We start from the raw sequence: 13,316 nt of genomic DNA on the forward strand, positions 1-13,316 counted from the left end.
TTTGAAGCTATGCAGCACTCTTTTTTGGGCGGCATCCGTACAAAGTTAATCGCCTCGTTTCTCGTTGTTGCTTTGATTCCGTTGCTGTTATTGGCATTTGTCAACAAACAGACAACTGAAAAAGCACTAACTGACAACGCCCGACAGGCCCTATCTGCGGCGGCTAACGAAACCGCTAACAGAATAGATGCCTTTATTGATGGAAATCTCAATGCCGTGCGCACAGAGGCGATTTTACCAGGTTTGGCACGCTACCTCAGCCTAACTCCAAAACAGCGAGACGACAGCCCCGAAATGCAATTGGCGACAGAAACATTAATCCGTCTCAGTCGCAAAGATATGCTCAATATTCTCTCTTATGCTTTGCTCGACTTAAACGGGAAAAATGTATTAGATACACGTACACTAAATATTGGCAAAGATGAATCAGTTCAAGATTATTTTAAAAAACCGCTAAAAACTGGTTTCTCCTTTGTTTCTAGCATGAAGCGATCGCCGACAATTCCCGATCTGATTACCCTCTTTTTTAGCAGTCCGGTTCGCAATGCCAAGGGAGATATATTGGGTATATTGCGTGTTTCGTATAATGCGACTGTTGTTCAGCAGTTAGTAACTCGACAAACTGAACGAGCTGGGGCAAAAGCTTTTGCGATTCTTTTAGATGACAATAATATTTATCTGGCACATAGTACTGCACCAGAACTGCTTTTTAAATCAATTGTGCCTCTGCCTGACGATGTTGTAATTCAACTGCAACAGGAAGGTCGTTTGCCTAATTCTTCTGTCAAAGAATTGGCAACTAATGAGTCAAAGCTTAAACAAGCATTAGATAATAAACAGTCGTATTTAATTGCATCTTTGTCAGCAACAGGCGATTGGGTTAATCTAATTGCGATCGCTCGTTTGCAATATAAACCTTGGTCTGTGTTGTTTGCCCGACCCCTTGCCGTTGCCCTAGCACCTGTAGAAAAGCAAATTCGTGACGCAATTTTTCTATTTGCATTTATTGCTGGAATCGTGACAATCATTGCTTTTGTCATCGGACAACTGCTAACAAAGCCAATAATTTCTCTTACCAATATAGTTTCCCAGTTTACCGCAGGTAACTTAGATATTCGTGCCAAAAATAAATCAAAAGACGAAATAGGTCAACTGGCAAAATCGTTTAATAATATGGCACTTCAATTACAAACATCTTTGGAAACCTTGGAACAACGGGTACAGGAGAGAACAGCAGAGTTAGCGATTGCTAAAGAAAAAGCTGAAGTCGCAAATCAAGCTAAAAGTTTATTTATTGCGAATATGAGTCACGAATTGCGATCGCCCCTCAATGCTATTCTAGGTTTTTCTCAGTTAATGTTACGCGCTAAAAACTTGCCTGCCGAGCATTATGAGAATGCTGGGATCATTTATCACAGTGGTGATTATTTACTCACACTTATTAATAATATTCTCGATTTATCAAAAATAGAAGCGGGTCAAACTACTCTTAACCCTAGAGACTTTGACCTGTATCGCTTGCTAGATGATTTAGAAGATATGCTACATTTACAGGCAAGTAATCAAGGCTTAAATTTAATATTTCAACGTAGTGATAATGTCCCATATTACATTTGCACAGATGAGTTAAAACTCCGGCAAGTATTAATTAATTTGATTGGTAATGCCATTAAGTTTACTCAAAAAGGAACAGTTAGTTTAACAGTAAATAATAGTAGTGAAGAATTCACAGATATTTTAACTCTTGATTTTAAAGTCTGTGATACAGGAGTGGGGATTGCAGCCGCAGAATTACCCAAACTATTTAATGCTTTTGCTCAAGCACAAGCCGGAAAAGAATCCCAAGAAGGAACGGGTTTAGGTTTAGCAATTAGTCACAAGTTTATTCAGTTAATGGGAGGAGATATTTCTGTTGAAAGTAAATTGGGAGTTGGGACAACTTTTAAATTTTATATTCAAGCAAAGTTAGGTCAACCAACCAATAAAAATATTTTAGAAGTACATCCAAAAGTATTGGAACTTGTACCAGGACAACCTATATATAAACTATTAATAGTAGATGATAAACCGATTAATCGCAAATTATTAATTAAACTTTTACAACCGTTAGGGTTTGAGATGAAAGAAGCTAGTAATGGCAAAGAAGCGATCGCTATTTGGAATGAATGGGAACCCCACCTGATTTGGATGGATATGCGAATGCCTGTCATGGACGGTTACGAAGCTACAAAATATATTAAGTCCACTACAAAGGGGAATGCTACAGCTATAATTGCTCTAACGGCAAGTGTTTTAGAAGAAGAAAAAGCGATCGTCCTTTCAGCCGGATGTGATGACTTTCTCCGTAAACCTTTTGCAGAACATACAATTTTTGACACACTAGCCAAACATCTGGGTGTCAAATATATATTTGCTGAAAATAATTATTCAAATTTGGAATATACAGAAAAAAATCCTTTAACATCCAAAAATCTAATTTGTATGTCTCAAGAATGGATTAATCAATTCTATGAAGCTGCATTAGAAGCAAATACTAATCGTGTCATAGAATTAATTAGAGATGTTCCTAAAACAGAAACTTTTTTAATTCAATCTTTAACAAAACTTGCTCGTCAATTTGAATTTGAGGAATTAGTTGATTTAGCCGAACCCCTGAGAAGCAATGAATCTTAATTCTGATAAAGAAAATAAAGGTAATATTCTCCTAGTAGACGACAGTCCCAAAAATTTACATTTATTAAGTGATACTCTAGTCAAACTCGGCTACACTGTTCGTAGTGTCACAAGTGGAAGGATGGCACTAAAAACAGTAAAGGCAAAGCAACCAGACATCATTCTTTTAGATATTAAGATGCCAGAAATGGATGGCTATCAAGTGTGTAGAACTTTAAAAGCTGATGAAGTTTTACGCACCATTCCTGTTATTTTTATTAGTGCTTTAGATGATGTGTTCGATAAAGTGACAGCCTTTGAGTCAGGGGGCATAGACTACATCACTAAACCCTTTCAGATGGAAGAAGTTGTAGCGCGTCTAGAAAATCAGTTAACCATTCAACGCCAGCAACGGCTTCTAGAAAAAGAAAATATTAAGCGTAGGGAAACAGAAGAGATACTGTATCATTCCAGGGCAATGCTAGCCAGTATTTTGAATAGTTCGCTAGATGGTATTGCCGCTATGCAAGCTGTCCGCAACCCTGTAACAGGAGACATTGAAGATTTCCGTTGCTTAGTGATCAATCCTGTCATTGCTAGAGCCTTCGGAAGCAAATGTGAAGAGATGATTGGCAAATTAGTACTAAAAAAACTCTTAGCCTATCTAGAACCAGAACTCTTTAATCAATTCGTTAATCTTGTCGAAACGGGGGAAGCTTTAAAACGAGATTTTTACTATCCATTAGGCAATTCTTGCTGGTATCACTTTGTTGCAGTCAAACTAAATGATGGTTTTGCTATTACCATACGCGACATCACTGGACGTAAACAAATTGAATTAGCTCTTCAAGATGCAAATCAGAAACTAGAACAACTGGCAAATTTAGATAGCTTAACTCAAGTGGCTAACCGTCGTTGCTTTGATGCACGACTGAAAGCAGAATGGAAACGCCTTGCACGAGAACAACAACCCCTGTCACTGATTATGTTTGACGTTGATAAATTCAAACTTTACAACGATTACTATGGTCATCTTGCAGGCGATGATTGTTTAATGAGGATAGCGCAAACAGTGCAACAGACAATTCATCGTCCTGCTGATTTAGTGGCACGTTATGGTGGAGAAGAATTTTTGGTACTCTTGCCCAATACTGACTTAACGGGAGCGCTCAAAGTAGCACAAAGTATTCAGCAAGCAATTCATGCTCTGGCTATTCCCCATGTACAGTCTGATGTCAAAAATATTATCACCGTTAGTTTAGGAATTACCTCTCGCATACCTATTTGGAACATCAGGCCAGACACACTCATTGCTTCAGCAGATAAAGCACTGTACAATGCCAAACAAAATGGGCGCGATCGCTATTGTAATGATTAAAACGTTTTTTATAGCAATACCTTCATTTCCACCATTATTACATCAGTAACAATCACATCCGGCTTTTCTTTTAAAATAACACAGAGTCTATTATTTCAATGCTGAATCGATCGTGCTGAAATACCACATTATGCCATTCCTCGTCACCCATCTCGTTATAGTGTAGGTAGCCATCGCGGAATGCACAAACACTTTTAGATTCAAGAAGTAATAATTCCCAAAATGCCTTGGCAATACGTTTATAAATCTCAGTTGATGAACCATCTGGATTAAAACGCAGTCCAGCACGAAGGTTGTAATCTTCACAAATGAATGGGTATGCTATCCAGTCTCCATTTGACCCTAGCTCACAAGCCATGAACATTTGCTCTATGAGTGCATACTTGTAGTCTGGAATAGACAAGCTTATCAAAATATTAGAACCAAATATGGCTGGAATTCTAGCCCGTACCCACACTGCATTAACTGATTCTCCAAATAGATCCTGGCATCTCTGTAAAATACTCGGAGGTTGTCCCTCAATGTAGTCCGAAAGAGGAAACATTGGATCTTCTCCAACCCTCTGATATGAGATAATTTCTAGTTCGCTACCCAAGTCACCCAATAGCGCAATAAAAACAAACCCACCATGCTGGGCACATTTCCCAAGAATCTGATGAAACCATCCATGTTTGATAACAATGGAAACCATCAATCGAACTACTTGTTTAATATTAATGATGTTGTCATTATTTATACTAAATTACAAGTACATTGCAACGCTTGCTCAAGTAAAGATTGATATTCTTCATCCCTAACCCGATAAGCGCCAAACCTCTTCAAATGGGGATTCATCATTTGGGCATCAAAAAACACAAATTTTCTCTGACGCAATCTTTCCACCAACTTAACCATCGCCACCTTTGAGCCTTCGGGAATGCGGTAAAACATCGACTCGCCAATAAAAGCCCCACCAATCACAATTCCTAAAATTCCCCCAGCTAATTCGTCACCTTGCCAAGTTTCAAAACTATAAGCATAACCACTCTGGTAAAGTAGCCAGTAAATCTTTTCCAGTTCCGGTGAAATCCAAGTTGTCTCTCTATTAGCACAGCCAGCCACCACAGCTTGGAAGTCCCGATTAATCGCCACAGTAAACCGTTCTTGATTCAGAACACGCTGTAAAGACTTGGGGTAACGAAACCTCTCATCCAAAGGAATAAAAGTTCGATCGCGACTTCCGTACCAACTCAGGCGATCGCGCTCATCAGCCATGAGAAAATAGCCTTGTGCATAACCCTCAACAATAGCCGCGATATCATATTCCATAAATAAATATAAAAAAAATACTCTTAGAAACGCAATTTGATGCTAAAAAATCAACCTCAGCGTTCCTCTGCGTTTCCCTTTGCGTCCCTCTGCGTTTAAAAAAAATGACTCAACCAATTCCACCCATCACCCTACCACCGCCCGAAAACCCCCTACTCGAAGGTGAATGGTTACGAGAACGCTTACAACGGTGGCTAGATACAGAATTTATCCCCGAAGCAGTAAACCAAAATATTGCCCAACGAGCCGCACAGATTTTTGTGCGTCAACGGATGGAAGGAGAAAATGACCTTGGTTCTCTGGTAATTGCCATTGTCACAGAGATGCAGTCCTATGATTTTTCCAATAGCTTCTATGGAGAGTTTGCGATCGCTAACGCCGTCAGCGATCTACTCTTAGAAAGTCTGGGAATTGATAAGTGTTGTGGTCAATAATATTTTGTCATTTGTCCTTTGTCATTAATCCTTTGTTATTTACCAATGACCATTGTACAGACGCGATTAATCGCGTCTCTACTGACTAATGACTCTTAACTACCAACTAGACTTAACAACTCCAGGTAAAAGGCCTTCATGCGCCCATTCTCGTAGTACGTTCCGAGACAACCCAAAATCGCGGTAAACTCCTCTAGAACGACCAGTCAACCAGCAACGGTTGCGGTGGCGGGTGGGCGCACTATTCCGGGGTAGCTGTTGAATCTTCCGGTGGATTTCTAGTTTATCCAAAGGAGATGCTGCACTTTTGAACTCTTCTAAGAGAGCTTCCCGCTTGTCAGCATACTTTTCGATCAACTTGGTGCGCTTTTTCTCGCGCTCAATCATGCTCTTTTTTGCCATATATTCTCTAACTTATTTGAAGACACCGTTTTCCATTCTACAGTCTCTCCATCAATTCTGGGGTTACTTGTGTCGCTTATCCTACAACCACTGGCTTATTTGCAGCCGGACATAAATCGGCAAGCTCACAAGCAACGCAGACAGGAGAGCGGGCTTTACAAATAGCACGACCGTGATAAATCAGCCGAATTGACCAATTTTCCCAATCAGACTGAGGCAATAAATCCATTAAATCTTGCTCAATCCGAACGGGATCTGTATGTTCAGTTAAACCCAAGCGTTCGCACAGGCGCTTGACGTGAGTATCTACTGTCACGCCAGCATTAATGCCATAACCATGAGCTAGGACTACATTTGCTGTCTTGCGCGCCACACCTGGAAGCTTTAATAATTGCTCCATTTGGTTGGGGACAACAGAGTTAAACTCAGTGACAATCATCCGACAGGCGGCTTGAATGTTCTTGGCTTTATTGCGATAAAACCCTGTTGAACGCACCAAACTTTCTAATTCTACTAAGTCAGCGATCGCTAAACTCGCTGCATCAGGAAACCTACTAAATAAAGCTGGTGTTACTTTATTTACCCGCTCATCAGTACACTGAGCCGAGAGAATTGTTGCCACCAACAGTTGTACTGGCGTTAAGTAGTTCAAAGAGCAAGTAGCATCTGGATAAAGACGCTTCAGCCGAGCTAAAATTTCTATTGCCCGTTGCTTTTTAGATAACGATTTGCGGGTAACGCTTACTGGAACAATTTTTGTACCCATTCCAATTGGCTAGTTAATTGGGTAGTTTCTTTGACGATCAGAAAAATTCCTAAGCCTAAGAGTAACACCAAACCGGTTTGCATTACACTTTCTTGAATTCGGGCGGGTACTGGCTTACCGCGTAAACCTTCAATCACCAGAAAAGCGAGTTGTCCGCCATCCAAAGCTGGTAAAGGCAAAATATTGATAATAGCCAAGTTAATGCTGATAATTGCCGCAAAAGACAACAGATTTGCGCTATTATCATCAGCTAATTTTGCCCCGATTTTGACAATATTAACTGGGCCAGAAACTTGTCCAGCAGTTTGTTGAAAGTTGGTAATTAACTGCCCAAAACCGCTGAGTGTCCCAACAAATAATTGTTGAAACCTGTTAGCAGCAAGACCAAAAATTTCAAAAGGACTATTAGGACGGCGATAAATTGCTGTAGCATTCGGACTGAGTGCCACACCAACTACGCCTTTGCCATCGGCTCCCAATTTCGGAGTTAATTTCAGGGTTTGTTGTTGTTTTTCACGCAGAATTTTCAGTTCGATTTGCTGATTGGGATGAGTTTGAATTTCTTTGGTCAGCAAAGGAGTTGATTTATCAGAAGCCGGGAGTTCTTGACCATTCACAGCCAGAATAATATCTCCTTCCCGAATTCCTGCTTGGTAGGCAACAGATTCTTGATTAACAGGCTGGACAATTACACCAGCTTGATAAGTTAATTCTTTGGGAATGCCGACGATACCCAATTGCAGAGCCAACACCAAGTAGGCAAATATTAAATTTGCGATCACTCCAGCACTGATGACAATCGCTCGGTCTAAAACTGGACGGTTACGCAGCAGATTTGGGTCATTGGGTGGAACATCGCTATCGGGGTCATCATCGGGAAAGCCCACAAAGCCGCCCAAAGGAAAAGCGCGGACAGCATATTCGGTTTGCGAACCTTGGTACTTCAAAAGAACTGGGCCAAAACCCAAAGAAAAACGGTTAACGAGAATGCCTTGAGAACGTGCTGCAACAAAATGTCCCAACTCGTGTACCAAGATCAAAACAGCCAAGACTGCGATCGCTGCTAAAACTGACATAGAGTAAATTGTGAAGATATTAAGCTATAGTTATCTCCATTCTAATTGGGCATTGGGCATTGGGCATTGGGGAGGCAGTGCGGTCTTCTCCCAAAGGGAGAGGCTAGCGCCAAGGGGTCTCCCCAAGTGGAGAAGGCAGTGCGGTCTTGGGGTCTCCCCAAGTGGAGCAACTGCCGTCAACTGCCGTCATTGGTCATTGGTCACTTGTACTGAGCGTAGTCGAAGTATTGGTCATTAGTCATTAGTTTTTAACAAAGGACAAAGGACAAATGACTAATGACAAATTATAAAACTTCACGTCCCAAGTAAGGTTGCAACACTTCAGGTATCCTCACCGTCCCATCGGGTTGTTGATAATTCTCCAAAATTGCTGCCATCGTCCTTCCCACCGCCAAACCCGAACCATTCAGAGTGTGTACGAACTGAGTACCTTTCTTCCCCGCCTCTTTGAAGCGAATATCAGCCCGTCGCGCCTGGAAATCTATCGTATTGGAACAGCTAGAAATTTCGCGGTATTTGCCAGAAGAAGGCAACCAAACCTCTAAATCATAAGTTTTGGTAGAGGCAAATCCCAAATCCCCGGTACTTAAATTTACTACTCGGTAAGGCAACCGCAACGCCTGTAAAATTGCTTCTGCATTCCCTACCAATTTCTCCAGTTCATCAAAAGACGTACTGGGTTCGACAAACTTCACCATTTCCACCTTGTTAAATTGATGCAGGCGAATTAATCCCCGCATATCGCGCCCATAACTACCAGCTTCGCGGCGAAAACAGGGCGTAAAGGCACAGTGGTAAATAGGCAAATCTTCAGCAGCGAGAATTTCACCCCGGTACAAATTTGTAACTGGAACTTCAGCTGTCGGAATCAGCCATAAGTCATCATCAGCGCATTTAAAGCTTTCTTCCGCAAATTTAGGCAATTGACCGGTCGCCGTCAAAGACTCAGTATTCACTAATAGTGGCGGACTGACTTCCACATACCCAGCTTGAGTATGGAGATTCAGCATAAATTGAATTAATGCCCTCTCCAATGCTGCACCAGCGCCTATTAATGTCACAAAGCGACTTTGGGCAACTTTTACAGCTCGTTCAACATTGAGAATACCCAGCTTTTCGCCAATTTCCCAGTGAGGCAGAATATTCGGATTTTGGGGAATGTACTCATCACCCCAACGCCGCACTTCTACGTTATCTTCCTCATTCTTTCCAAGGGGTGTAGAGTCGCTTGGCAAGTTTGGAAGTGCCAACACAAGTTGAGCAATTTCAGCTTTGAGGTCTTTTTCTTGAGGTTCCAGTTGACTCAACCTCGCTTTGAGAGAGTTACCTTCATCCCGCAAAGCTTGAATTTCTGGGTCTTGAGGATTGATCCCAGATTTAATCTTCTGGCCGACAATTTTACCAATTTCGTTGCTACGGGCTTGGAGTTGACTACGCGTCCCCTCAAGTTCCCGTTGTTGCCGATCTAACAGTAATATCGGTTCGATGTCGTATTTACCACTACGACTATTCAATCGTTCTTGAACTAATTGCGGATTTTCCCGTATTTGCTTGATATCCAGCACAGATTTTTCTCAATTTTTAACCTAAAATCTTCCTGTCAATACAGTTAACACATAAGCATTTAGCATATAGTAATTTTGCTTTGCTGTAACTGCAAAAACAAAGTTTATTAGAAAGATCAGTTTCAATCTCTGAGCAAGATTTTACCCTAGCATGATTGCCAGGGCTAAGAAACCATATAATGCATTAAACCAATCATGAATTCGTATTTTGAGTCACTGTCGTTTCAGAAACCTGAGCAAGACTCTGATCGTTACCATTATTGTTATCAACGGCTGCAAACGTCCTTTGAGTGATATTCGGTGGTTCCTTATCGTCTCTAGTTTGTCCAGGTGAAGGTAACCAGTATGCAAGCACACCTGATAAACCACCCCAGTAAAGCGCAATATTCTTGTCGTCCTGTGGTGACGAGCCTGATGAGGCAAGCTTGAAAATGCACAGCCCCAACACGATGCTACTAAAGAAAACCTGTACGCCAAATCTCCATAGGTCTTGATTAAATTTCTGTGCTGGTTGATTTCTCATGGTGTCAAATTGATTTTTCATGGTATCAGACTTCTAAAAAAGGTACATATTATCCCTGTGCTAGTTTTGGCATCACCTACTACTACAGCTTGGTAAAATTCATAATTACGTGTACTAGTAAGATGTTTTTCAAGGATTATGTAGTTGTCTTCACACCCAGTTTTGTCTGTTTCGGAAAAATTATGGTTAACTTCTTTAGACTTTTGAAAACTCAGCACTCATATTATTAGGGTCGGTTAATGCGATTGAGTAACCAAAGTGACGCCACCAGTCCTGCAAAGTGGGCTGAGACGGTGTTGGTGTTTGCTTGTACTACAAGCATATCTAGACCGCTAATAATCCGGGTAGGGTCAAAAAATTGGGTAGTTATCGCTTGTGGAGATATGGATCGTGCTACCAGTGTGCCAACGATCGCCTGCGCCCCCAAAAGAGTCACTAGCGTTCCTGCTAAATTCACCCACACCCCTAAGCGTAATACTTGCACAGTCTCACTTTTTCGAGGACGGTTGCTGGGATTGGAGGATTCCAATTGCTTGCCAATTCTCGTATAACGGTAAGCTAAATAAATCCCCCCACCCAAAACAACCAATCCACAAATTGCTAAAAATACACCAAAGCCAGTCCCAGGATTATTACTAGGACTGCCAGTTCTTTGATTAAAGATGGCGAACAGCAGCACAATTATGCTAGAAACAACGCCTAGTACTAGCTGAATCCAGAAGCTAATCCAACCTGTAAGGCGAAAAGTTTGGGCAATTGCCCTAAGAGTTGAGGAAGATGATGGGGCATTGGGAGTTTGTGACATAGCGATCGCTAATATGCTGGGTGCAAGATATAAGGAAGGCGAGGAGGAGAGGACGAAGGGAGTTTAGCGCCTTCTTTGATAAATTTACTATCACACTTGTCAAATAAGACAAGAAATTCTGCGATCGAGGAAATCATAAATGGTTACTACTTAAGTATGTCTACAGACGTAGCACTTCGATCTCAGATATATCCTATAGCTTAAGATTTTAGAATTTGCATTGGGAAAATCACTGTAAAACAAAGTGTTTATTAAGCTTTACAGACAAAATAGCATTTTACCTGTAAAATTTCTTCGATGGCATTTTATTGCTTAAGCAGCTCGGCATCAGTTAACACCAAGATACTGAGTCTTTCACTGTCTGTTCGCTCCTCACCACACCGTATCGAGCTTGAGTGGGGGTACATTGTTTTGTGCCCTTAAAACTCGTAAACTCGCCCCACAACTTCACAGGCGTGGGTAATTGTTTGATGTTTACCCTTTGGAAATCTCGTCTAAGTAGCTTTATATGTATTACTCGCGTAGTAGTAGCACTGTATACTGTCTACAAGGATTGTAGACTTTACCCTAAGGCATTTTTTTAGCCATTCACTAACCATGAAACTTGAGGATATATATCAATTTTTTGAGAATCCTCCGCCAACTTACCTTTGTCAGGAACTAGCAGTTTGTTACATACTGTCTGTTTTATTACAAGGTGAATCCTACGGAACCGAGTTGATTGAGCAATTAGAAACTGAGTATCCCGTCTATCGGCTTTCAGATACCGTACTTTATAGTGCAATCAAATTTCTAGAAGACCAAAAGGCAATCACTGGATATTGGAAGAAACTCGAAGGACGGGGGCGCCCCAGGCGGATGTACCAAGTTTCTCCCGAATGGCAAGTTCAAGCTCAGGATTTAGCTTTTCAATGGCTTAACTACATCAACGGGAGGAAAAAGTAACGAATCATTGATAATGAATAAGTCTCCTCCAGTCAAACACTAACAATTAGTTATGGATACTGCTATTTTGCCATCTACCTTCCTGCTAACCTTGTTGTTATCGGTTGGGCTGTTTTTCTTTATTCGTGCCTCGACTAAAGACCGCACAGAAATAGCCCACCTAGTATCTGAGCAAGATGAAGCTGTTTTAATGTCTCAATTAAAAGAGTATTTTCGATCGCGGTCTTACCGAGTGGCAGCGGTAGACCGAGAACAGAATCAGGTAATTTTTGAAGGTAATGTTCGTCCCAGCTGGTTCTTAGCCATATTTCTCACTTTACTAGCAGCGATTGGGATTGTTTGTCTATCTCTGGTTGCATCCCTGCTTTTTCCTAGCCTGAGTACCCTTGTTCTGGCGATGGTACTGCTGTCGCCTTTAAGTGGTCTATTTTATTGGAAAAAATCTGGAAGACTTGAGAAGGTATCGCTCAAAGTAGAAACAACTCAGAGCGAACAAACCTCCTCAAGTAAGATTGCTGTAGTTGCCCATCGAGATGAACTGGGCGAGTTGCAAAGGACTCTACAGCTCAAGCCTGGGAAATAATTGATTTTTGCGACCATCTCTTAACTATGATATGCAGACTTCTGACCTAACCTACTATGCAGGCAATGGAAAGTAGTCAGGAGAAAATCAAGACTGCTGCTTTGCCAGTTTTCCCCACGACTTTGGTTGTGGGGAAAAAATTTAAATTCATTAACTTAAATTCGTTGACAGAGCAAACTTTAACCATCTACGGCATAAGAGCGCAACTTCACTCTTCTTTTTAGAGGCACTTGGCTCTATACCCATTCCCTTCTGCGTCATCAAAGTAGTATCAATCCATGCAATCTAGCGTGGTTTGAAACAGGTTCACTTTCCAACTACCTGGATTAGATTTACTGGCAAATCAGCTACAAACTAAAAAAAAATTAAATTTTGCATAAACTTAGCAATTTTGCCAGTTAATAGTAGTCAGGAGCCACATTCAATGCTCAAGATGACCATCTATGGTTCACCGACTAGCTAAAGCAAGAGGTTCTTGACCTGGTGAAGGTTCCAACACCCTCAAACTAGGAAACAAGAAATGATTTTCCTCTACGTATTGAGCACCAAACAGTCCCTTTTCTGCCCAGAAATAACGATCTGTAGTGTGTTCATTTCGCTTTACAAGTAGCAACGCTGGTGGCAAAATTCCTTCAGCTTGAATGAATCTTCTTGCTGCTGTCACAGGCTTTTCTTCGCCACTTTCGATGCTATATTGAGGCACGTGTTCCAAAATACGCCGTCCTTCCTGACGACGACGACTCTTCCTTTTGCGTCTCCTTGCCAATATACTGTCCTCCTCTTTCAAGCTATAGATTGTAGTGATAGCTACAAAATCCGTCGTCATTATATAGGTTCTAGTTTAGAATATCAATAGTTTTTAACCTTTTAATATAAGAA

The 13,316-nt window shown here is 41.2% G+C and carries 14 protein-coding genes; 5 read left to right on the top strand and 9 right to left on the bottom strand.

Features of this window, described 5'->3' with window-relative positions; all coding sequences use genetic code 11:
- The first annotated feature begins 9 nt into the window (after positions 1–9).
- Both NSTC731_RS27860 and NSTC731_RS27865 read left to right on the top strand, forming a co-directional pair.
- Complete coding sequence (locus tag NSTC731_RS27860; protein ID WP_445627792.1) at positions 10–2,673, top strand: ATP-binding protein; 2,664 nt, start codon at positions 10–12, stop codon at positions 2,671–2,673.
- The gene (locus NSTC731_RS27865; RefSeq protein ID WP_445627793.1) at positions 2,663–4,030 is read left to right on the top strand and encodes a diguanylate cyclase domain-containing protein; all 1,368 of its coding nucleotides are present in this window, start codon (positions 2,663–2,665) and stop codon (positions 4,028–4,030) included. The genes NSTC731_RS27860 and NSTC731_RS27865 overlap by 11 nt, the downstream gene beginning before the upstream one ends.
- A 70-nt stretch (positions 4,031–4,100) precedes the next feature.
- Here the strand turns inward: NSTC731_RS27865 and NSTC731_RS27870 are convergent, their stop codons facing one another.
- Both NSTC731_RS27870 and aat read right to left on the bottom strand, forming a co-directional pair.
- Complete coding sequence (locus NSTC731_RS27870; RefSeq protein WP_445627794.1) at positions 4,101–4,721, bottom strand: hypothetical protein; 621 nt, start codon at positions 4,719–4,721, stop codon at positions 4,101–4,103.
- A gap of 41 nt (positions 4,722–4,762) precedes the next feature.
- On the bottom strand, positions 4,763–5,338 hold the full coding sequence (aat, locus tag NSTC731_RS27875; protein WP_445627795.1) for a leucyl/phenylalanyl-tRNA--protein transferase: 576 nt from the start codon (positions 5,336–5,338) through the stop codon (positions 4,763–4,765).
- 104 nt (positions 5,339–5,442) lie between these two features.
- On the opposite strand from aat, the gene NSTC731_RS27880 reads away from it, so the two are divergent.
- Positions 5,443–5,772 carry a hypothetical protein gene (locus NSTC731_RS27880; RefSeq protein ID WP_012410384.1) on the top strand — a complete coding sequence of 110 codons (330 nt, stop codon included), beginning with the start codon at positions 5,443–5,445 and terminating at the stop codon, positions 5,770–5,772.
- Between the two features lie 99 nt (positions 5,773–5,871).
- On the opposite strand, the gene rpsN is transcribed toward NSTC731_RS27880, so the two are convergent.
- The 6 genes from rpsN to NSTC731_RS27910 all read right to left on the bottom strand — a co-directional run bounded on the left by rpsN (position 5,872) and on the right by NSTC731_RS27910 (position 10,909).
- Positions 5,872–6,174, bottom strand: a complete 303-nt coding sequence (rpsN, locus tag NSTC731_RS27885) for a 30S ribosomal protein S14 (RefSeq protein WP_335037693.1) — start codon at positions 6,172–6,174, stop codon at positions 5,872–5,874.
- Positions 6,175–6,250: 76 nt separating this feature from the next.
- The gene (gene nth, locus NSTC731_RS27890; RefSeq protein WP_445627796.1) at positions 6,251–6,940 is read right to left on the bottom strand and encodes an endonuclease III; all 690 of its coding nucleotides are present in this window, start codon (positions 6,938–6,940) and stop codon (positions 6,251–6,253) included.
- Positions 6,916–8,016, bottom strand: coding sequence for an RIP metalloprotease RseP (rseP, locus tag NSTC731_RS27895; protein ID WP_445627797.1), 1,101 nt, complete (start codon positions 8,014–8,016; stop codon positions 6,916–6,918). Before rseP ends, nth begins: the two co-directional genes overlap by 25 nt.
- 284 nt (positions 8,017–8,300) lie before the next feature.
- Positions 8,301–9,581, bottom strand: coding sequence for a serine--tRNA ligase (serS, locus tag NSTC731_RS27900; RefSeq protein WP_445627798.1), 1,281 nt, complete (start codon positions 9,579–9,581; stop codon positions 8,301–8,303).
- Positions 9,582–9,774: 193 nt separating this feature from the next.
- Positions 9,775–10,104 (bottom strand): hypothetical protein, encoded by a 330-nt coding sequence (locus tag NSTC731_RS27905; protein WP_445627799.1) that lies wholly within the window; start codon positions 10,102–10,104, stop codon positions 9,775–9,777.
- 226 nt (positions 10,105–10,330) lie between these two features.
- Entirely contained in the window at positions 10,331–10,909 is a 579-nt protein-coding gene (locus NSTC731_RS27910) for a DUF3611 family protein (RefSeq protein ID WP_445627800.1), read from the bottom strand.
- A 597-nt stretch (positions 10,910–11,506) separates the two neighbouring features.
- On the opposite strand from NSTC731_RS27910, the gene NSTC731_RS27915 reads away from it, so the two are divergent.
- Positions 11,507–11,854: a PadR family transcriptional regulator gene (locus NSTC731_RS27915; protein WP_445627801.1), complete on the top strand. Its 348-nt coding sequence runs from the start codon at positions 11,507–11,509 to the stop codon at positions 11,852–11,854.
- A 52-nt stretch (positions 11,855–11,906) separates the two neighbouring features.
- A complete protein-coding gene (locus NSTC731_RS27920; protein ID WP_322698287.1) occupies positions 11,907–12,437 on the top strand; it encodes a cofactor assembly of complex C subunit B in 531 nt (176 codons plus the stop codon).
- A gap of 448 nt (positions 12,438–12,885) precedes the next feature.
- Here the strand turns inward: NSTC731_RS27920 and NSTC731_RS27925 are convergent, their stop codons facing one another.
- A complete protein-coding gene (locus NSTC731_RS27925) occupies positions 12,886–13,203 on the bottom strand; it encodes a DUF3155 domain-containing protein (RefSeq protein ID WP_041566316.1) in 318 nt (105 codons plus the stop codon).
- Between the last annotated feature and the right edge of the window lie 113 nt (positions 13,204–13,316).

The sequence above is a fragment of the Nostoc sp. DSM 114167 genome (genome assembly GCF_052692655.1).